General features: G+C 29.9%; 16 protein-coding genes. 4 read left to right on the top strand and 12 right to left on the bottom strand.

The window, feature by feature from the left end:
* Positions 1–215: 215 nt before the first annotated feature.
* The 6 genes from OWM07_RS09595 to OWM07_RS09570 all read right to left on the bottom strand — a co-directional run bounded on the left by OWM07_RS09595 (position 216) and on the right by OWM07_RS09570 (position 10,954).
* Positions 216–3,005, bottom strand: a complete 2,790-nt coding sequence (locus tag OWM07_RS09595; RefSeq protein WP_423303501.1) for a bifunctional diguanylate cyclase/phosphodiesterase — start codon at positions 3,003–3,005, stop codon at positions 216–218.
* Positions 3,006–3,318: 313 nt separating this feature from the next.
* The gene (locus OWM07_RS09590) at positions 3,319–4,017 is read right to left on the bottom strand and encodes a cytochrome b/b6 domain-containing protein (protein WP_423303499.1); all 699 of its coding nucleotides are present in this window, start codon (positions 4,015–4,017) and stop codon (positions 3,319–3,321) included.
* Position 4,018: 1 nt separating this feature from the next.
* A complete protein-coding gene (locus OWM07_RS09585) occupies positions 4,019–4,828 on the bottom strand; it encodes a 4Fe-4S dicluster domain-containing protein (RefSeq protein ID WP_423303498.1) in 810 nt (269 codons plus the stop codon).
* A complete protein-coding gene (locus OWM07_RS09580) occupies positions 4,825–7,335 on the bottom strand; it encodes a molybdopterin-containing oxidoreductase family protein (RefSeq protein ID WP_423303497.1) in 2,511 nt (836 codons plus the stop codon). The genes OWM07_RS09585 and OWM07_RS09580 overlap by 4 nt, the downstream gene beginning before the upstream one ends.
* A gap of 593 nt (positions 7,336–7,928) precedes the next feature.
* Complete coding sequence (glnD, locus tag OWM07_RS09575) at positions 7,929–10,490, bottom strand: [protein-PII] uridylyltransferase (RefSeq protein WP_423303496.1); 2,562 nt, start codon at positions 10,488–10,490, stop codon at positions 7,929–7,931.
* Complete coding sequence (locus tag OWM07_RS09570) at positions 10,490–10,954, bottom strand: flagellar basal body-associated FliL family protein (RefSeq protein WP_423303495.1); 465 nt, start codon at positions 10,952–10,954, stop codon at positions 10,490–10,492. The genes glnD and OWM07_RS09570 overlap by 1 nt, the downstream gene beginning before the upstream one ends.
* A gap of 128 nt (positions 10,955–11,082) precedes the next feature.
* Between OWM07_RS09570 and mtaB the strand changes: the two genes are divergently transcribed.
* From mtaB to OWM07_RS09555, 3 genes are read left to right on the top strand one after another with little or no spacing between them, the layout of a single operon-like run.
* On the top strand, positions 11,083–12,321 hold the full coding sequence (gene mtaB, locus OWM07_RS09565; RefSeq protein ID WP_423303494.1) for a tRNA (N(6)-L-threonylcarbamoyladenosine(37)-C(2))-methylthiotransferase MtaB: 1,239 nt from the start codon (positions 11,083–11,085) through the stop codon (positions 12,319–12,321).
* Positions 12,314–13,966, top strand: a complete 1,653-nt coding sequence (locus tag OWM07_RS09560; RefSeq protein WP_423303493.1) for an FAD-dependent oxidoreductase — start codon at positions 12,314–12,316, stop codon at positions 13,964–13,966. The genes mtaB and OWM07_RS09560 overlap by 8 nt, the downstream gene beginning before the upstream one ends.
* Positions 13,967–13,980: 14 nt before the next feature.
* The gene (locus tag OWM07_RS09555; RefSeq protein WP_423303492.1) at positions 13,981–14,859 is read left to right on the top strand and encodes a phosphoribosylaminoimidazolesuccinocarboxamide synthase; all 879 of its coding nucleotides are present in this window, start codon (positions 13,981–13,983) and stop codon (positions 14,857–14,859) included.
* 30 nt (positions 14,860–14,889) lie between these two features.
* Here OWM07_RS09555 and selD read toward each other — a convergent pair whose 3' ends face one another.
* Genes selD through OWM07_RS09540 form a run of 3 tightly spaced genes read right to left on the bottom strand, consistent with a single transcriptional unit; the run spans position 14,890 to position 17,866 of the window.
* Positions 14,890–15,918, bottom strand: coding sequence for a selenide, water dikinase SelD (gene selD / locus OWM07_RS09550; RefSeq protein WP_423303491.1), 1,029 nt, complete (start codon positions 15,916–15,918; stop codon positions 14,890–14,892).
* A 13-nt stretch (positions 15,919–15,931) separates the two neighbouring features.
* The gene (gene yedF / locus OWM07_RS09545) at positions 15,932–16,522 is read right to left on the bottom strand and encodes a sulfurtransferase-like selenium metabolism protein YedF (RefSeq protein WP_423303490.1); all 591 of its coding nucleotides are present in this window, start codon (positions 16,520–16,522) and stop codon (positions 15,932–15,934) included.
* Positions 16,523–16,561: 39 nt separating this feature from the next.
* Positions 16,562–17,866: an aminotransferase class I/II-fold pyridoxal phosphate-dependent enzyme gene (locus OWM07_RS09540; RefSeq protein ID WP_423303489.1), complete on the bottom strand. Its 1,305-nt coding sequence runs from the start codon at positions 17,864–17,866 to the stop codon at positions 16,562–16,564.
* A gap of 130 nt (positions 17,867–17,996) precedes the next feature.
* Between OWM07_RS09540 and OWM07_RS09535 the strand changes: the two genes are divergently transcribed.
* Positions 17,997–18,506, top strand: coding sequence for a ferritin family protein (locus OWM07_RS09535; protein ID WP_423303488.1), 510 nt, complete (start codon positions 17,997–17,999; stop codon positions 18,504–18,506).
* A gap of 1 nt (position 18,507) precedes the next feature.
* Here the strand turns inward: OWM07_RS09535 and lpxK are convergent, their stop codons facing one another.
* From lpxK to OWM07_RS09520, 3 genes are read right to left on the bottom strand one after another with little or no spacing between them, the layout of a single operon-like run.
* The gene (lpxK, locus tag OWM07_RS09530; protein ID WP_423303487.1) at positions 18,508–19,428 is read right to left on the bottom strand and encodes a tetraacyldisaccharide 4'-kinase; all 921 of its coding nucleotides are present in this window, start codon (positions 19,426–19,428) and stop codon (positions 18,508–18,510) included.
* Between the two features lie 6 nt (positions 19,429–19,434).
* Entirely contained in the window at positions 19,435–20,034 is a 600-nt protein-coding gene (locus tag OWM07_RS09525) for a DUF4254 domain-containing protein (protein WP_423303486.1), read from the bottom strand.
* A gap of 13 nt (positions 20,035–20,047) precedes the next feature.
* Positions 20,048–21,328 (bottom strand): nucleotide sugar dehydrogenase, encoded by a 1,281-nt coding sequence (locus OWM07_RS09520; protein WP_423303485.1) that lies wholly within the window; start codon positions 21,326–21,328, stop codon positions 20,048–20,050.
* Position 21,329: the final 1 nt, after the last annotated feature.

The following is a 21,329-nucleotide window of genomic DNA, read 5'->3' as shown; positions in this document are numbered from 1 at the left end:
ATATCAAGTAAATGGAATGGTAGGGTAAGAGATTGGTCAAAAATATATCCGCAATTATATATTTACTTTCAGGAAAGAATTGACAGGTTTACAAATGGTTAATATTGTAGATAACAAAATGAGGATTTACACAAATAATGTTACAGGGTCGTTGTATATTTTCAATTCTTAATAAGTGCATGAATACTTATTTTGATATATAAAACTTTCAAAAATTATTTTATAAGAGAGATTATTTTATCTAACGGTAATGGTTTGGAAAAATAATACCCTTGCACATAATCACAACCCAATGATTTTAGTATCTCAAACTGCTCTTTTGTTTCAACACCTTCTGCAATCGTTTTTAAACCTAAATTTTGAGCAAGTTGAATAATTGTTTTTACTATCGCTTTTGTCCTAAAGCAGCTTTCCAGCTTCTGAGTAAAAGACATATCAATTTTAATAATATCTGCAGGTATTCTTTCCATATAACTTAAAGAAGAATAACCTGTGCCAAAATCATCAATTTCTATCTTAAAACCACTATCTTTTACTTTGTTTAAAATATTTATTATTTTTTCATTATCCTCAGCAAAAACTCGCTCTGTAATTTCAATATTTATATTATTTCTCATATGTTCAGGTATAATTTTAATGTATTTTTCTATTAAATTGTTTTTAAAAGAATTTACACTCACATTTATCGAAATTTCATAATTCCTAGCAGAAAAATTTATCTTATTTAAATAATCAATGATCATTTGAAATAAATGAGTTTCAAATTTTTCCAATAGACTTGAATTTTCAACAAGGTCAATAAACACATTAGGATAGATAACCCCTTTTTCTGGATGATTAATCCTAATCAACGCTTCAAAACCTGTTATATCTAAATCGTTAACATTATATATCGGCTGTAAATGGAATATAAACCATCTGTTTTTTAATGCATCTAAAATAAGCTGTAATGTATCATAATGTTGAGATATTCTTTTATTTATCTCTTCATTGTAAACTCTAAAAGTGTTAGCACCTTCCTTTTTTGCGAGATTTGCAGAAAGCTCAGCCTTACTTAAAGCATCTTCTACGTCTAAATCATTTAGAATTTTTACTCCAACATTTATATCAATCTTGATCTTTAAATCATCCCCTATTTTTATAGGTTTTGAATTTGTCTCAAATAACTTATCCAAAATGTGAGTTAATTCTTCTTCTTTATTAATCATTAGAAAAATCGCAAATTCGTCACTGCTCACCCTTGCCACTATGTCTGTGTTATAAAATGTGTTTTTTAAAATCTCACCATATTTTCTCAATAACTCATCACAGGTTTTAAACCCATAAACCTCATTTAAATAAGAAAAGGAATGAATATCAATTAGTAATACTACTTTTATACCTTTTAACATCCCATATTTTTCTAAAGCTTTAGTTGACTCTAAAACAAAACCTTTTCTGTTATATAAATTTGTTAGCGTATCAAAATACTTAAATCTTTTAATCTCTTCTTCTAAAGTAACTTCTCTTGTAATATCCTTTGCAATTGATACAAACTTTGTCACTTTGCCATCTATTTTTACAGGAACAATTGTATGATCCAGCTGAAAAAACTCACCATTTTTCTTCTTGTTAATTACGACCCCGTTAAACACTTCTCCATTCAATATTGTGTCCCATAACCTTTTATAAAATTCACTATCATATAAACCAGATTTAAAAATTGCTGGAGTTTTGCCAATTATTTCATCTTTGCTATAACCAGAAATATTTTCTAATGCTTTATTTATATATTCAATTTTACCATTTTTATCTGTAATCATAACCCAATCATGAGAATTTTCTATAGCACTATAAAGATATTCTTTAAATTCCAACTCATCAAGTTTAACTAAAAAATCTGAAATATCTTCCTGTAAATTCTTTAATGCTTCAACAACCTTTTCATTAAAATAATAGGGCTCACCAGCATAAATATTTACCACATATTTATATTCATCTTCGTATTTAATAGGGATAGCACAAGAAGAAAAAAATCTCCTTTTTAGCATCTCATCTCGCCATAAATGTACAGCAGGGTTTTCTTTTGTGTTTGGGTTTACTGAGATGTTCCCTCGTTTTATAGAACTTATAGTTGGCCCTTTTGAAGTTTCTGGATCATTTATCTTTAGTTTTAATACCTTTATATAACCTTCGTTATAGCCACTATAAAAAATAGGATAAACGCCATCTTTTTTTACTTCCCCTATCCAGGCAAATCTGATATCAGGTAAAGATACTAAATAATCACAAATCCCTTTAAATAAATCTTTTTTATATTTTATTTTGCTAAAAATTTTATTCAAACCCAACTGAATCCTGTTCACATCGCTTAAATATTTTTCTTCAGTGACATCAAAAAATATCATACACCCAGCTTTATCCCCTCGAAAATCAGTTGTTGAATCGTATAAATTTAAATATTTATAAAAACCATCTTTAGCTAAAAGAGGAATATGAGAAAAATGTTGCTCTATATATTTTCCTCTTTGTCTTAAAATACTTAGATATTTTATAGACTCTTTTGCATAATCATGAAATAATGAAGAAAGATTTTTTTCTTTTACTTCTTCAAATGAGTAACCTGTAATATATTCAAACCCTTTATCAACAAACTTTATTTTATCATCTTGATATATAATTAATCCAATGTATTTGTTATTAATTAAACCATTAACAATACCTCCCAATTCACTCTCAGCAGATATTAAAAACTCCACAGTCTCTATTTCAGACTCATCTCTTTTTAATAAACTTGAATACAATATTAAATTTGTTTCATGTGGTAGTTCATATATGAAGTATGTTAAATTGCCAGATAACATTTTTTTATAATTGTCTATTATCTCCTTATTATTGTTGATGAAATCAATATCAGGTTTATCGTCAAAGTTACAAAAAATATGTTTTATCTCGATAGAAAATTCTTCATCACTATTAAAAGAAATCTTTTTTAGAAGATTGCAAAACATTAACTTTTTAAACATATCTAAGTATACTATAAAAAGACAAAATTAGTCAAATTTAAAATATATTTTGTAAATCATTTTTCTTTTACTTACGCTAACATTATGACTTTTAGAAAATAAAATAACTATATTAATAAAAAGGAGAGGGGCTCCCCTCTCCCTTATTAAAATTCCTTGGGGATTTTTAAAACAATAGCTATTCTAACCCTATAGATTGCTTCGCTACCGCTCGCAAAGACGTCATTTTGGGGTCATTGCGAAGCGACAAAAGTTGAAGAAGCAATCTCATAACTATTATACTTATCAATTGATTAGTCTATTGACAACCTCCTTATTTCATAAGCTTTTTATACCAGCGTGGATGTTTCTCTTTTAAATGTTCTAAATCAGCTTCACCTGTGCGAAAAATAGCTTTCAAACCACACCTATTTAATGGATGAGTCCCAATATAGATATGTATAATTAAGAAGAAAATTATAAACACAAAGAAAATTGCGTGAACCCCTCTTGCCCATTGCCACATACTCTCACTATAACTGTCTCTAAATGCAAGTATCCATCCAGAAATTGTCATCATAATCATCGCAACGATAATAAACCATGCAAAAAGCTTTTGTCCCATATTGTATTTCCCAATCTCTGGATGCTCAAATTTTATATACGTCTTATAAAGATCCCCTATTCCATTAAAAATGGCTTTTATCCCCCACTTTTCAGGCCAGATATGCCAAGACTTTATATCTTTTAACATCACAATTACAAAAGGAATAGTTGTTAATATGAAAAATAGAGCTGTTACCCTATGAAAAATCCTCGCTACCTGAATACCTACACTCAAAATCTCGGCACTTGTATTTATGTTGCCTAAAAAGCTTACTGGAATACCAAAAATATATGCAAGAAATTTAAATTTATCAGATAGTATAGGTAGTCCAGTTATGATAAAAAAGAACATAAAATGTATAATATGTTTGTGATACCAAATTACTATTTGGTTAAAAACTTCTATTTTTTCAACTTTTTTTAACATTTTACTCCTCCTCTTTAGATGATTGTTTTACAACTTTTTTTCTCTTAGAAAGCCAATAGATAAAATGACCTGCAGTAGCAACAATTGCAGCACCAATCAATACTGGAGCACTCTTTTTAGCAAAATTCCTTAAGGCAACTCCACTTCTGTATGGATTTTCAGGAAGTTTATATGCTTCTAACTCTTTTTTAGGAATAATAGTAACCCAACCTAAACTACCTACATAATCATTTACTTTTTCCAAACCATAAGCTACAAATGGTTCGTTATAAATAGATTCATACCTTTCTAACCTTTTCAAAACCTCTGCTCTTACTTCATCGAATGCACCAGAAAACATAGCACCTGTAGGGCATCCTTCAACACAAGCCTGTTTTAAGCCATTTTCTATTCTGTCATAACAAAAGATACACTTAAAAGTTTTATTACTTTTCTCATCATACTTAGGAACATTATAAGGACACGCATCCATGCACGATCTACAACCAACGCAAGTTTCTTCATTAATTACTACTGCACCACTTTTTCTTTTTTCTATGGCGTTAGAAGGGCATATTTGCATACATGGTGCGTTTTCACAGTGATTACAATGATTAAATTTCGTAGCTTTTTTAATATCCGGATATTTGCCATATTCATATATCTCAGGAGTCAGGTAATAATAATTTTTATTTGTTTCATTAACAGCAAGTTCATATCTTTTATTTTTATCTCTAAACTGCCTAGCTCTATTTTCCACTGCACAATTCACCATACAAGCATAACATCTGATACAGGAAATTGAGTCATAACATATTAAATTTCTTTTCATTTTGGCCTCCTAATTTTAACAATAAAATCTTGAGCAAGTTGACCACCATCAAGTGGTGCAAAGTTAAAATTCCCTATATGATTTGGATTGAACCCATATTTCGGAGCATAAGTAAGAAAATTATTATATTTCTTATAATAACCAGCTCCCACTCCATAATATGAAAACATAGCATCAGGATGGACATGCTCAACCAGTTTTACTTTTGCCAAAGTTGCCAAATGTGGTCTTTCTATATTGAAAATTTCTACCATATCGCCGTCTTTCAGTCCCAACTTTTCACCCTTTTCTTTATTTATATACACAGCATCCCAATCCACCATTTCTCCAATAACCTTCAAGATAGGGTTGTTTCTTGTTTGTGCACCCGTAAAGGAGCTCAAAGGGTTAAAACCTGTAACTGGTACAAATTCATCGCTACCTAGATTATTCTTAAATGTTCTCCAGTAAGGATCTACATATTTAAATTTTGGATCAAGTAATAGCGAAAGTTTTTCATTCTTTGGTTTCATTTCCAAATATTTTTTTTGTAAAAACGTGCTGTAAAGCTCGATTTTTTTAGATTTTGTTTTTGCTTTTACACCATATTTTATATGTCCAGTCCAAACCCCTTTTTCAAACAGTGAAGATATTGAAAACTCACTCTTCTCTTTTTCGTCCAATCCTTTCAAGTGAGAAAGCTGCTTTTCCCATATTGATTTAATACCTTTTTCTTCAAATTCTTTAAAATATTTATCATAAGTTTCTTCATCAAAGACCCTTTTAGCAAGCTCTAATACAATCCAATAACCATCCTTTGCTTCAAAAAGCGGGTCAACTGCTTTTTTGTGAACTGCAACAACTGGATAAGGTGTTTTAAACTTAGTTCTTATTGCTTCATCTCTTTCCAAAAACATCGCATCAGGAATAATTATATCAGCATAAAGAGCAGTTTCATTAAAAAATGGTGTCACAGCTACAATCATTTCAAGCTTCTCTAATGCTTTTATTATTTCTTCACCACCTGTAGAACCACCAATTATATTTTGTCCCCAAAATACTGCCATTTTACATTTATAAGGTTTTTCATCCAAAAGCGACTTTATAAATATCCTTCTATAATCCGAAGTATTTATTAGTGAAAACTCATCAATATCTCTATAGTAGATACTTATAGATTTTGTTTTAGGTTTTGGAGTTTTTAAATATGATGCAGTTTCAACTTTTCTTTGAATAATCATACCACCCTTTGCACCAATGTTTCCTAAAAGAACATTGAGCATCAAAATTACTTTTTTTTCTTCCATAGAGTTTAAATATCTTACTGACCTGTAACCTCTTTCTATAAATACTTGAGGAGAATTTTTAACCAAATTTTCAGCAACTTGTCTAATTTTAGCAGCAGGGATTGAAGTAATTTTTTCTGCCCATTCTGGCGTATATTGTACTGATGATTCTTTTAAAACTGTTAGTGCTGTTTTAACTTTTTGACCATTATACTCAAACGATCCCAATAAAGCAGGTTTTTGAGCAAGATGTGATAATTTAAACGATTTATCAGCTTCATCGAAAACTAAATAATCAAAGTGTTTGTCATCAGTATGTTCTGTATATACAGGTTTACCTTCACTATCAACTAACATTGCAGCATTTGTATACTTCATTAAAAATTCTTTGTTGTAACTATCATTAGTTAAAATGAGATGAGATAAAGCCAAAAGGAAGGCTAGATCTGTTCCTGGTCTTATAGGTAACCAATCAGTTAAACTTTCACCAGCTTCAGAAGGTTTTCTTGGATCAACAACAGTAACTTTCAAACCATTTCTTTTCCCTCTACCAAACATTACACCCCAAGGAAATGTTACAAGCCCTCCACCAGGGTTTCTATTTATAAGTAAACCATATTTTGCATTTTCATAATCTGGAGTCAAAGCTCCAGTACCTCCTCCAGGTACTCCGTGATCTTCCTTACCACCAAAAATAGCTCCAAAACTCACTATAAGCGAATTACCAAAACAGGTGTCACCATAACCAACAATATTTGGCGTCCCATAAATTTTAAAAAATTGCTTATCCATTTCTGGTGCACTATTAAACCTTGGGAGAAATGCAACAAGATGTTCTTCATTATTCCTTTTTAATTCCTTTAGTTTAGAAGCAATCATATTAAGCGCTTCATCCCAAGTAGCTCTTCTAAATTTCCCTTCACCTCTTTTACCAACACGAATTAGCGGATATTTTACTCTATCAGGATTATATAAGGCACCCATTGCAGACCTACCACGTGCACAAATACCTGAATGTGGAGTGTGCTTATTTGACTCAATTCTTATAACCCTCCCATCAAGAACAACAGCCAACATAGGACAAAATTGAGCACACATTCTGCACAAAACGGGTACTTTCTTTTCCACTCCAAAATCAACAGGAGAAACGCTCGCATAAGACTTTTGGATAGAAAGTAAGTTTGACGATATTGCCGATGCAACACCTAATTTCAAAAAATTCCTTCTGCTAATACAAGGCATAATCAACCTCCAAAATCAAAAATTTTTGTTTAAAAATTCCTACAAATTAAATATATTTTTATTTAGTTAAAATAATCAAGAATTATTTAATATATTATTAACATATAATATTTTTACTGTATGATATAGCATTAAACTATACTTATTAAACAGGATTTCAAAGGAATAATTAAGGAAAAATTAATTTTTAAAAACATTTCTTTTTCATGTTTCAAAACAGCGTTATATCCAATAAAACCCTTTATTATCAATTATTTATATATTACAATATTCAAATACTACAATATTATAATCTATCGAGGGTGTTGCACAATAATAATTGCTTAAGCCACATCAGATTGCTTCGCTACCGCTCGCAAAGACGTCATTTTGGGGTCATTGCGACCCCGCTTTTAACGTTTGCACAATGACAGTTATACATTTAAACATAGTAACTCAAAAGCCTTAAACTAAACATCTATAGCTAAATGGCGGGAAAAGCAATCTCAAATCTACATTTATATCAAAAAATAGTCCTATTATGCAACAGCCTCTTTACTTTAATGGTAAAATCACCTTTTTAATTAATCTATTAAATGACTAAGCAGAAAAAATCAGATTACTTCCATTAAAGATAATTTTATTTTATCAATAAATGTTTGTTCTGTAATTTTGTTATAGTTTTTGTCTGTTACATAAAAAGAGTCAACAACCCTATCCACATCCGTAGAAATCTTCGCCTTTTGCACGTTGATTCCTAAGTCTTCAAAAACAGATAATATCTTATATAACAATCCAATTTTATCCTCAGTGTAAACATCAATTACAGTATAATTTGATGATATTTCATTATCAAATTCCACTTTCTTCTTAATCTCTTTAGGTATTTTCTTCTTAAAAAATGTAGTAGGAGCCTTCTTTACTAACTCTTCAACCTGAACTTTGTTTGAAATAACATCTTTAATAGTTTTAGATATTTTCTCCCCTTTCTCTAACAAGTAACTATTTGCTTCGTGTAGTGATTCTACCTGTATAGTATCTATTACTACATTATTTTCAAAAGTAAAAATCTGAGCCCCAAGAATGTTTAAACCATAATATGCAAAAACTCCTGCTAATTTTTTCAATAAACCTAAAAAATCATAAGTGCAGATATTAAACTCAATACATTTTAAATCATTCCTTGAGTAATAATCAACAATAACATTTGTATCAGGATTTAACTGCTTAATCATTTGAAGATGCCTGATTATATGTTTTACTTTGTAAGTAAATACATATTCAGAATCAAGCTTATCAATAAACCCTCTAATTATATTATCTGTTACCCTTTCATACAGTTTTTTTCTTTTATTATTAATAATGTTGTTATACTCACTTATCAAAGACTCTTTTTCCATTGCAACTTTTGATTTTAAATAAAGCTCCGTCAAAAGAGAACTTTTCCAATCATTAAAAACAGCTCCACCCACAGCTTTCATATCAGCATAAGTTAAAAGATACAACAAGTGCAATTCATCTTCATTGTTTAAAAAATTAGTAAAATATTCTATGACCTCCAAATCATGCAAATCTCTTCTCTGAGCAATATGACTCATTAATAAATGCTGTTCAACCATATTTGAAACTGTATCGATATCGTCAGGATGGAGGTTTAATCTCCTACAAATCACCTGAGACATTTTCGCTCCAACAACAGAGTGATTAAACCCCTGCCCTTTACCTATATCATGTAGTAAAATGCTCAAAGCCAAAAGGTCTTTTCTTTTCAAAGCCCTATATGCGTCTAAATAAACATTATTTAATGGATTAGCTACACTAACCAAATCATCAATATATTTTAGAGCCAGTATAGTATGTTCATCAACAGTATAATGATGATACAGATCATACTGAACACGGCAGTTTATTTCTTTAAATTCTGGTATAATTTTTTCTAAAACACCAGTAAAAAACATATTTTTAACAATTTTGTAAGAATAAGGAAAACGAGATATTGTTTTCACAAAGACTTTACCATATCTTTTTAAAAAAGTTTCATTTATTAAATACAGATTATCTCTGATCAATTCGATTAATCTATCAGATAATTTTAAAGACTTAATTGCTGATATTTCAAAAACTTTTATCAATAATTCATTATTATTAACGAAAATATCTTTATTCTCAGCTGTTAAATAATTATTGTATTGAATTAAGCCATACCCCAGTTTTCTAACAGTAGATTTTCTCTCAGTTTTATTATAAATAACTTCTTGTAACCCTTTATTTATTACTTTTTTAGTGATTAGAGATATATCTCTCGCATGCTGATAAAAGTTTCTCAAAAAATGCTCCACATTAAGCGATGTAGAAGTAGTAATATATCCAAGCTCAGATGCTATCGCTTTTTGAGCTTCCAAAGTTAAGATGTCACTTTTTCTATTAAAATAGTAATGCAACTCGTTCCTTACTCTAAATATAAACTCTATCCCTTTCATCAGATTATCAAAGTCTTGTACAGATATTATCCCTTTTTTAACAAGTGTTGTCAGACTACTTCCACCAAATAAAATCCTATTGATCCAACATATAAAATTAAAATCTCTAATACCTCCTAACCCTTCTTTTAAATTTGGTTCTAACTTATAAATGGAATCTCTAAATTTTTCTCCCCTCTTAATAGCCACATTAATATGTTCTAATAAAAAATTCGTTTTACCTTTTTCTATAATATATGAGTTAACTATTTGCTCATAGCTTTTAAACAAATTTTTATTACCTTCCAAATATCTATAATCAATTAAAGCAGTTTTTTCTATAGTATCTAAATTTGTAGTATTAGTAATATCCTGTATTGATTTAATCTGTATAGCTGGGTTTAAATTAATATCCCATAATAATGTTGTTAGTTCATAAATTTTTGATTGCTCAATCTTATTTAAATCTTTTTCGTGCAATAATAAAACATCAATATCAGAAAATGGCGACATCTGCTCTCTTGCAAGACTACCTATTGAAATAAAAACAATATTTTCTAATGGAAATCCCAAAATATCCAATGCATATTTTACAGTTTCATAAGATAATTTTGAGATTTCAGATAAAAGTTGCCAGGATGTAGGGAATTTCTTTCTATTCTCTTTTATATCATACCATCTGTTCCAATAAAACTTTTTCAAGTCTTCTTTTTTCATTATGAAAACACCATATTATGAAAATAAATCTCTTTTATCAAACCTTTGCCATATTTTAGCTCAAGCGCTCTTTTAATCTCATTTTTTAAAAATTTCTTTCCATTTTCTGTTATTAAATCAGAAATCTTAAAATTTGTTAATATATTAGATATAGTAATAGCTGTTTGTTTGTTATTCTTTGACAATAACTTAGCAACATTTTTATTTACAGTTATTATATATAAATCAATCTTGATATGTCTATTATTTAAATCAGCACTTGTAGCTACAACATTTTCAATAAAAACCCCATAATCATCACCAATCTTAATCTCCTTTACAATATATTGTTCAAAAACGCTCTTTTTTTTAAGTTTAATATTTGAAACTAACGGTTCAAAAGAGATTTGAAAATAACTCTTTAATATCAATAAAATGACTATAATTAAAACTATTATTCCAAATATAACCCAAAACTTTTTCATAAAAAAATAATAACATAAAATTTTACAAAAAAAAAGCGCCTTTACAGGCGCAAAAACTAATGTATATTGACAACCTACAGGGGACACTTATATTGATAGGTTAAAAATAAAATAGTTCAAGGGGAAATATGAATAGATTATATATACATACTTTTGGATGTAAAGTCAACCTTTCTGAAAGCGAAAATTTTAAACTTGAAAGCAATAAAATTGGATTACATGTAGTTGATAATATTGAAGACGCCGATATTGTATTAATAAATAGCTGCGCTGTTACAGAGCTTGCCGAAAAAAAGTGTAACGATTTTATTAAAAAGGTTAAAAATAAATATAATCCAAAAATAGTTATAACAGGCTGTTATGCATCCATAATCAAAGATGAAATTAAAAATTATATCGATGTTGTTATAGATAATGAAAGTAAAGAATCTTTGATAGAAAATCTCAAAAAACACTTAAATATCAACTTAGTTTCAACCCAAAACCAAAAACTAAAACTTAAAACAAGAGCTTTTTTAAAAATCCAAGATGGCTGTGATGCATTTTGCACTTATTGTATAATACCTTTTCTAAGAGGAAAACCCCGCTCAAAGCCTTCTGAACAAATACTAAAAGAGATAGATTCTTTAATAGAAAAAAATTATAAAGAAATCGTTTTAGTAGGTATTCACATAGGCAAGTATGGCATTGATCTTAACTCAAATCTAAAAGAACTGTTAAAAATTATTACCAAAAGATATACAAACTATAATATTAGATTTAGATTATCGTCTTTAGATGTTGATGAAATAGATGATGAGTTAGTATCACTTATAGCAAATTCAAAAGGATTAATCTGTAATCATCTTCATATTGCCTTGCAAAATGGTTCAAATAGAATCTTAAAATTAATGAAAAGAAGACATACAGCTGAAGAGTTTATTGAAATCTGTAAAAAAGTAAAAGATAGTATAAAAGATTGCACCATCGGCACTGATGTTATTGTAGGATTTCCAACTGAAACAGAAAACGATTTCCAAGACACAATAGACACTTTGTTAGATGCAAAAGTAGATTACCTACATGTTTTTAATTATTCAAGGAGAGAAGGGACTCAAGCAAGCAAAATGAAAAACCAAATCCCTGATAGTATAAAAAAAGAACGTGCAAAAAAACTTAGGAAATTAGGAGAAATGCTAAAAAAAGATTCTGAGTTAAAGATGATAGGTAAAAAAGCTAAAATACTATTAGAAAGTAACGGTTTTGGACATCTATCTAACTATCACTATGTAAAAGTTGTTAATGAAAACCTACAAAGCAACAATTTTTATGAAATAAAAATACTTGGTAGAAAAAATAATAGATTGATAGGAGGCGTAATTGAATAAAGAAAAACTGATTATTATAGGTGGTGTTGCAGCAGGTGCAAGTGCAGCAGCAAAGGCTAGAAGAACTAATGAATTTATGGATATTACAATTTATGAAAAAACCTCTAATGTATCCTATGCAAATTGTGGACTACCTTTTTATATAGGAGGTTTAATAAATAACAGAAACAGATTACTTTTACATACACCAAAAAGTTTAGGAAAGCGATTTAACCTAAATATTTTCACTAACCATGAAGTTATTGAAATAAACCCTAAGAATAAAACTTTACTCGTAAAACATGGAGACAAAACTTTTGAAGATAATTTTGATAAGCTTATTATTGCTACTGGAGCTAATGCAATTATTCCAAAAATCAAAGGGATTGAAAGAACACCATTTTTCCAGATGAGGACTGTTGAAGATGTAGATAACATAAAAAATTATATTGAAAGAAACAATCCAAAAACAGCTATAATTATAGGTGGAGGGTATATAGGTGTTGAAATTGCTGAAGCTATGTATCACACAGGGATTAAAACAACAATTATAGAAGCTAAAAATCACATTTTACCTAATTACTCCCCAGAGATAGCTCTTTCTATAGAAGATAAAATTAAAGCCTCTGGTATTGATATATTAACAAATAGATTAGTTACTGAAGTTAAATTCGATAATGGGAAATATATAGTAATACTAAATGACAATACTGTTCTGTATGCTGATATACTCTTTTTGGCAACAGGTGTTAAACCAAATGTTGAACTAGCTGTAAAAGCAGGAATAACTTTAGGTGAAACAGGTGCAATCAAAGTAAATGAATATATGCAAACAAATTATGATTTTATTTATGCCGCTGGTGACGCAGTGGAAAAATTTCATATTGTTTCAAAAAAACATCTTTTTTTACCATTAGCTGGACCTGCAAATAGAGAAGGTAGAATAGCTGGATGTAATGCAGCTGGAGGCATGCTACAAAATCCAGGAGTCATAGGTACTAGTGTTGTAGGGTTTTTAGATAAAGTTGTAGCAAAAACTGGTTTGAGCTATGAAGATGCGTTAGCAGCTGGTTTTGATGCTGATTTTGTTTATACAGAAGATCCAGATCATGCAGAATATTACCCAGGCTACGAACAAATTTTCATGAAATTAATCTATGACAAAAAATCTAAGAAAATACTTGGAGTAGAAGCAAGTGGAAACTATAATACTGCTAGGAAAGTAGATGCTATTGCTTCAGCCATATATGGTGATTTAACAATTTATGACCTTGAAAATATAGATTACTGCTACGCACCACCCTATGGTTCTGCTAAAGATAATATTAATAAAGCTGGCTTTGTAGCTGCAAATCAGGATAGAGGAGAAGGCTTTGGTATTAAGCCACAAGATTTTTTAAAAATTTATAATGAGAATTCAATACAAGTTATTGACGTTAGAACCAAATTAGAATATAAAGCCTACAAACTTGAAAAGGCAAAAAATATTTATGTAAATGATATAAGAGACCACTTGGATGAAATAGATAAAAATAAGCCTGTGTATATACATTGTGCTGTTGGATTTAGAGGTTATTTAGCAACAAGGTTTCTCAGGAATTTAGGTTATGAAGCTTACAATATAATTGGTGGTTTAGAAGCAATAAATAGAATAAAATGCATATAAATCAGGAGGGTCTAATGGATGTAGTTTTAAAAACTGAAATACCTGATTTAAATTTAATCGGCAGAGGCAAAGTACGAGATATTTACGATCTCGGAAATTATTTACTGATTGTGACAACAGATAGAATTTCTGCCTTTGATGTCATTTTACCAAATGGGATACCATACAAAGGTTATGTACTTACTCAACTTTCTAAATTTTGGTTTGAAAAAACTTCACACATTATAAAAAACCACTTAATTACAACAGATATAGATGAAATGCCTGAGGTATGTAAAAAATATAGAAATATATTAGAAGGAAGAAGTATGCTTGTAGAAAAAGCAAAACCTTATCCAGTAGAATGTGTAGTCAGAGGATATATTACAGGATCAGGTTGGAAAGATTATAAAAAAACAGGGGAAGTTTGTGGAATAAAATTACCAGAAAATTTAAAAGAATCTCAAAAATTAGAACCACCTCTCTTTACCCCTGCTACAAAAGCAGAGGTTGGTGAACACGACGAAAATATATCTTTTGAACAGATGTGTTTAATAGTAGGGGAGGAAACAGCTAAAAAATTAAGAGATTACACTCTTAAAATATATACTTTTTGCTCTAAAATTGCCGAAGAGAAAGGGATAATAATAGCAGATACTAAAATGGAGTTTGGTAACAAAGATGGTGAAATCATCTTGATAGATGAATTACTCACCCCTGATTCATCAAGATTCTGGTTTAAAGAAACTTATAAAGTAGGTGAACCACAAGAGAGTATGGACAAACAGTTTGTTAGAAACTACCTTGAAACCTTAGACTGGGATAAAAAAGCACCTGGACCTGAACTTCCAAAAGATATCATTGAACAAACATCTAAAAGATATTTGGAAATTATGGAAATCTTAACTAAATAAACTTATTCTGGGAGCTTCAATGCTCCCTATTTAGCAAAATATAATATATTTATCTTTATACCCTTTTACTTCACCAATTATCTTAGAATAAATATAACCACTTTCTATAAGTTCATTTAGTAAACTATCGGCAACCTTTTCTGAAACAAATATGGCAAGCCCACCAGAAGTCTGAGGATCAAAAAGAAGCATTTTATATTTTTCTTCAACTTTTGAATAATCCACATAATTTTCTAAAAACTGTTTATTAAAATAAGCACCAGCAGGGATAATACCCATTTCAGCATATTTAATAGCAGATTTCAAATAGGACAATTCATTATAATATATCTTTAATGTCTTATTCGAACCTTTAGCAACTTCAAATAAATGACCAGCCAAGCCAAACCCTGTAATATCTGTACATGCTGATACATCATACTTTTTCATAATTTTGCTAGCTAAATAATTTGAAAAAAGCATAACATCTTCTAAAATCTTATTTTCCTCATTATTTGTCATTTCACCTTTTAAAGCTGTTGATAACACCCCAATTCCTAAGGGCTTAGTATAGATGATTTTATCATTTTCTCTTGCAGTACAATTTTTATATATTTTACCATCATTAATCATACCTGTTATAGCAAACCCTAATTTTACTTCATTATCTGAAATTGTATGCCCACCAAGTAAATTGCACTTTACTTTTGCTAGCTCATCACAGGCACCCTGCATCATAGCTTTTATTATCTCATTATCTATTTCACAAGAATACATTAAAATAGAAAGAGCAGTTATTGGATCTCCTCCCATAGCATAAATATCACTCAAAGAATTTATTGCAGAAATTCTTCCAAAAGTGTAAGGCTCATCAACAACAGGGGTTATATAATCAACAGTCTGAGCTAAATATATGTCATCACTAACTTTATAAATACCACTATCATCATTTGTTTCAAAAGACACAATTACATTGTTATCTTTGTATATTTTTAAATCTTTGAGTGCTTCGTTTAGGTCCTCCGGACCTATTTTAGCTGCTCACCCTGCAGCTTTTGCTAAATGAGTTAACTTAATCACTTTAACCCCTTAACTAAACTCTAATTACCTTGTCAGCTTCAAAAAGCCTTTGCATAACTTTAAAACCATCAGTTATTTCACCAACCTTTAGTTCATCAATTAGATTATAATAATTTAAACATGTTCCACAACTTAGGATTTCTACCCCTTTTGCTTCAAGCTCCTTTAATGCTTTTATAGTATCTTCATTTTTAGTTGTCAAAAATACTCCACTGTTTACAAAAATAATTGAAGTTGGTAGCCGATCCAAGTTAATAATATTCTCAATAAAACCTTTCATTAAAATTTTACCAAGCTCTTCGTTGCCTAAACCAATTGAATCACTCACAACATGCAAAACGATTTTATTTTTATTAGACTTTTCAGCTTTTTTTTCAGAATCTATATCACAAGTATAACCCTTAGTTATAACAATCTCAAAATACCCATCTTTCTCATTAACTTCATAATGAAGCCCCTGACTTGAAGCATACTTTGATACATTTTCTTTTGAAGCAAGATTATCAACTAAAACTGTGATAACCCCTTCTTCAATACTCTCAAGAGCTTTTTTAGTCAAAATAACAGGAGTTGGGCAAGCTTCCCCTCTTGCATCTACTACCATACAACCTCCATTTAATTAAAGGGGAGTATCCTCCCCTATTTATCTCAAATCTTTACAACCCTTGTATATCAACTCAAACAATTCTTCTACATCATTTACATCAATACAGCTAAAAGCAATCCTTAAATCTGTTTTATTCACTGATATTGTACCAACACCATATTTATCAAGTAAATGCACTCTTAACGCCTCAGCTTCAACATTTTTCAGTTTTAAACACATAAAATAACCAGAGTTAAATGGATAATAATCAAATTCATCACTATATTTTCCACTACTTAAAACTTCTTTAACTTTTAAAGCTCTTGCTTTCATAATTTCATACTTTTCAGCTTTCTGTTTTGCAAAATCAGGATGATTTAGTGCTCTTAAAACAAAAGTTTGAGATGGATGCGGACAATTAGAAATAGTACCTCTTATTAAGCCCGCCACCTTCTTTTCTAAAGCAATCAATAAGTTATTTTGCTCTTTTGGTTCTGTCGCAGCAAAAGTGATAAAACCAACACGAAATCCCCAAACATACTCTTCTTTTGTAGCACCATCTAGTTTTATTGCCAGAAGATTGTTAGATCTATTCGCCAAAAGACCAAAAATAGATTCTTTTATCGAATCTTCATAAAAGAGTCCAAAATAAGCATCATCTGTAACAGCAACAATTTTTACCCCTTCCTCTGCTATTTTTACTAAACCATCAGCGATTCTTTTAGCTTCTTCCACAGTCGGCATATATCCAGAAGGGTTGTTTGGAAAATTAAGTAATACAACAACTTTACCTTTTGCAGTACCACATGCTTTAACCTTTTCTATTAAAGCATCAACATTAAAGCCACCTTCCTCAGTAAAAGTATCAAATGTAGCTACTTCGCCACCTCTTCTTACAAAAAAAGTTAATCTATAATTTCCCCAAAATTTATCTGGTGTAACCACATAGTCACCTTCATCTACAAACATATCAGCAACTATACTCAAACCGTGTGTTAAAGCATTAGTCACTATTGGTGTTCCTATATATTTCCCTTTTAAAGAAGGGTTCTCTTTAATCATCTTTTCTTTCCATGCTTTTCTAAGCTCTGGTTTACCAGTAGCTGGTGCGTAAGGGAATAAATCTTTTGGTTCAAATTCATCAAGAGCTTCATAAATACAATCAAGATACATAGGCCTGTCACCTTCTGTGGCAATACCGATTGTTGCATTAAATTTATGTGCTTTCTCTTTTGCTTCTGCCGATTGAGTCAAAATGCCTTTTGGCATAAATAGATTTTTCCCCAATGCTGACAACATTTCTACAACTGCTGGGTTATCTTTTTTGATAAGTTCATTTAATTCTTGAGCTAAAGGGTTCATTTAAGACCTCCATTGTTTTAGTAAATCGCTTTTATACATACTTCAATTATTATTAAAACTCAATATTTATGTTGAAATGAAATTTAGAAAGATTATAATAAAACTATGTTAAATTTTAGGAGGTGACAAGATGTCAAACGAATTACTTAAAGCTCTAAAGACAGCTTATGAGGCTGAAAAAGAGGGGTTGAGGACTTATTTAAAGTTTGCAAAACAAACTAAGGTTTCTTCTGGCAAAAATATGTTTATACAGTTAGCTTTGGATGAAGTTGACCACATGGAACTTATTGAAAGATTTACAAACCAAATTATGGAAGGACAAAAGGTAGAAGTAATAGAAGTACCAAAGGGTAGACTTTCAAAATTCATGCCAGATGTAAAAGATGTTAGTCTTCAAAAAATAGATAAAGCAGAATTGGGAGATGAAGAGGCATTAAAAATCGCTTTAGAACATGAAAGAAAAGCTTATGAATTTTATAAAAGTGAAGCTGCCAAAGCAGAATCTCCCGAAGTAAAAGAATTCTTTGAAAAATTAGCTGAAGTGGAAGAAAAACATTACAACATTATTCAGGCTGAGCTTGATACAATCAGAAATGATGGTTTCTGGTTTGATACAATGGAGTTTTCCGTAGAAATGTAATCTAATCAAGAGGGTTCCCACCCTCTTTTTCTATCATCTCTATTAACCTATTTTCTTCATTAACTTCTATGCCAATTTTTAAATAAGAAACTAAATTTTTTAAATTTTCATCCATTTTGACAAAATCTTTCTCTGTAGTAATCAATAAATCTGCTTTGTATCTCTCTTTTATTTTAAGTAAAAAACTTATTTCCCTCTCTTTGTAAAGATGATGATCCATAAAACCTTTAGTATAAACCAAGTTAGCACCAAGCGATTCTAACAACTTGAAAAAATTTCTATTTTTAGCAATACCTGCAAAGGCAACTACATTTTTATCCTTTAAAAATTCTAAATCGTATAAATTATTTTGATAAAAAACACCGACAGGCTTGGTTTTAGAAAAAAATGTTGGCTTATCTTTTATATATTTTTTAACATTTGCAGGGATTGTAAAACTATTAGCTCTTGTAAAAATAATAATATCTGCTCTTTTGATAGCAGAAGGAAATTCTCTCAAATATCCAAAAGGGAATGGTAATCCTGTGGAGATAGGGTTTTTATGGTCTAAAAGTAAAATATCCAGATCCCTTTTCATCTTTCGATGCTGAAAAGCATCATCCAATAAAACAAAATCTATATTTTTAAAATTTTTTAAGAGAAATTGATAACTTTTATTTCTATCCTTGCCAGTAATTACTATAACTCCTTTACAGTTAACAGCAATCATATAAGGCTCATCAGCAGCTAAAGGTGGCTTTAATAATATTTTTTTATCATCTGATATCAGATTTGTATCATACCCTATTTTCCCTTTATACCCTCTTGACAGTATAGCTACATTGTACCCTTTTGAAATAAGTTTATTGGCTAAAAAAATAGTAAAAGGGGTCTTCCCTGTTCCACCTAAAGAAATATTTCCAATCGAAACTATCTTTGGCAATTTTACCTACTTTTTATTTTTCTTATACAATACAGGATTTAGATTTGGATCATTATACATTTTCATCTGTCGATAAACTTTCATAAATTTTCGACCACTTAACAAATCATCCATTAATTCATTTAAACACTGTTGTAGATCTTTAGCCTGATCTTTAAGTATTAACAATCGATATTTGCACTTTTCGATATGCTCCCTTGAAGCATCTTCCCTTTTTGTTTGCTCATCCATGTGGTATATCTTTAAGGCATTTATAGTAATTCTATCGATAATACTTCCTGGTGTCTCGCTATTCATTTTTGCATTTTCAAGTAGTTTTACATCTTTCAAATTGTTTAAAATCTCTTCATCCAATTTTTCGATGGTGTCATTTCTACTTTGATTTAGCTTATCAATTTTTCTTTTCACATTAGCTATAATGGAATCTGTAGCATCTGGGTCTCTTGCTTTATCCTCTTCATGCCAAAGATCATAATTGTACCTTGTAAGTTGTAAAACCAATAAATTAAGTTTATCATCATTTAAATTAGGCATATAGTCATCATCCTCATGCCATTTACAAATCAAATTATAAGCAAACTCTCCCACATTTTTTAAGCTCTCCATAATTTATCACCTCTTATAATCTCCAATAAGTAAATCTTGCATCGCTCAATTTATCTTTCATAACACCTTTTACATCTACAAAAACACCATTTTCTGTCAGTAAATTTTCAATAACCTCGTTATTCAGCTCTTTTAAAAATATATCATGTTTAACTGCCATAATTATTGCATCAAACTCTTTATTAATTTTATTTATACTATCCAACATTTTTATTTCATATTCATTCTCAATATCCTCTTTCGAAGCTACTGGCTCATAAACAATAGGATTTGTACCATATTCGATTAATTCATTGTAAATATCAATTACTCTTGTATTTCTAATATCAGGGACATTCTCTTTGAAAGTAAAACCCAAGATAAGAATTTTAGCGTTTTTGACAAGCTTATCATTTTTAATTAAAAGTTTCACAGTTTTTTCAGCAATAAATTTTCCCATATAATCATTAATTTTTCTTCCAGCTAAAATTACCTGAGGATGATAACCAATCTCTTGTGCTTTAAAGGTTAAATAGTATGGGTCAACACCTATACAATGACCACCAACAAGACCAGGCTCAAATTTTAAAAAATTCCATTTTGTTCCAGCCGCTTCAAGAACATTTTTTGTATCTATATCCATTTTATCAAAGATTAGTGCTAACTCGTTCATCAGTGCGATGTTTAAATCCCTTTGAGTGTTTTCTATAACTTTTGCAGCTTCGGCTACTTTTATACTTTCAGCTTTGTAAATACCTGCTTTAACAACCTTGCCATAAACCTCCGCTATTTTTTCAAGACTCTCTTTATCGCAACCTGAAACAACTTTAATTATATTTTCAAAAGTATGAATTTTATCACCAGGATTTATACGCTCAGGGGAATAACCTACTTTAAAATCAATTATAAATTTAAGTCCTGATTTTTTTTCTAAAATTGGCACACATATTTCTTCAGTAACTCCAGGATAAACTGTAGATTCATAAACGATATAATCACCTTTTTTCAAATACTTACCAACAGTTTCACTTGCTTTAATAAGCGGTCCCAAATCAGGATTTTTGTGATTATCTATAGGGGTTGGAACAGTAACAATATAAAAATTAGCTTCTTTTAAATCATCCGAGTTATTTGTAAATTTTATTGATACACTTTTCAATTTTTCACTACTAACTTCTCCTGTAGAATCTATACCGTTTTTAAGCTCATCTATCCTTTCTCTTTTTATATCAAAACCTATAACATCAAACTCTTTTGCAAAAGCTACTGCCAACGGTAGCCCCACATACCCTAAACCAATCACCGCTATTTTCATT

The organism is Deferribacter thermophilus (assembly GCF_049472675.1).
Taxonomy (GTDB): domain Bacteria; phylum Chrysiogenota; class Deferribacteres; order Deferribacterales; family Deferribacteraceae; genus Deferribacter; species Deferribacter thermophilus.
The sequence above is the reverse complement of the archived record's forward strand: the minus strand, read 5'-3'. Positions and strand labels throughout refer to the sequence as shown.

Coding starts and splice junctions, on each gene's coding strand:
- mtaB (WP_423303494.1), top strand. CDS start 11,083: ATGAATAGATTATATATACATACTTTTGGATGTAAAGTCAACCTTTCT.
- glnD (WP_423303496.1), bottom strand. CDS start 10,490: ATGAAAAAAGAAGACTTGAAAAAGTTTTATTGGAACAGATGGTATGAT.
- OWM07_RS09540 (WP_423303489.1), bottom strand. CDS start 17,866: ATGAACCCTTTAGCTCAAGAATTAAATGAACTTATCAAAAAAGATAAC.
- OWM07_RS09595 (WP_423303501.1), bottom strand. CDS start 3,005: ATGTTTAAAAAGTTAATGTTTTGCAATCTTCTAAAAAAGATTTCTTTT.
- OWM07_RS09535 (WP_423303488.1), top strand. CDS start 17,997: ATGTCAAACGAATTACTTAAAGCTCTAAAGACAGCTTATGAGGCTGAA.
- OWM07_RS09590 (WP_423303499.1), bottom strand. CDS start 4,017: ATGTTAAAAAAAGTTGAAAAAATAGAAGTTTTTAACCAAATAGTAATT.
- OWM07_RS09525 (WP_423303486.1), bottom strand. CDS start 20,034: ATGGAGAGCTTAAAAAATGTGGGAGAGTTTGCTTATAATTTGATTTGT.
- OWM07_RS09555 (WP_423303492.1), top strand. CDS start 13,981: ATGGATGTAGTTTTAAAAACTGAAATACCTGATTTAAATTTAATCGGC.
- OWM07_RS09570 (WP_423303495.1), bottom strand. CDS start 10,954: ATGAAAAAGTTTTGGGTTATATTTGGAATAATAGTTTTAATTATAGTC.
- OWM07_RS09585 (WP_423303498.1), bottom strand. CDS start 4,828: ATGAAAAGAAATTTAATATGTTATGACTCAATTTCCTGTATCAGATGT.
- OWM07_RS09520 (WP_423303485.1), bottom strand. CDS start 21,328: ATGAAAATAGCGGTGATTGGTTTAGGGTATGTGGGGCTACCGTTGGCA.
- OWM07_RS09580 (WP_423303497.1), bottom strand. CDS start 7,335: ATGCCTTGTATTAGCAGAAGGAATTTTTTGAAATTAGGTGTTGCATCG.
- yedF (WP_423303490.1), bottom strand. CDS start 16,522: ATGGTAGTAGATGCAAGAGGGGAAGCTTGCCCAACTCCTGTTATTTTG.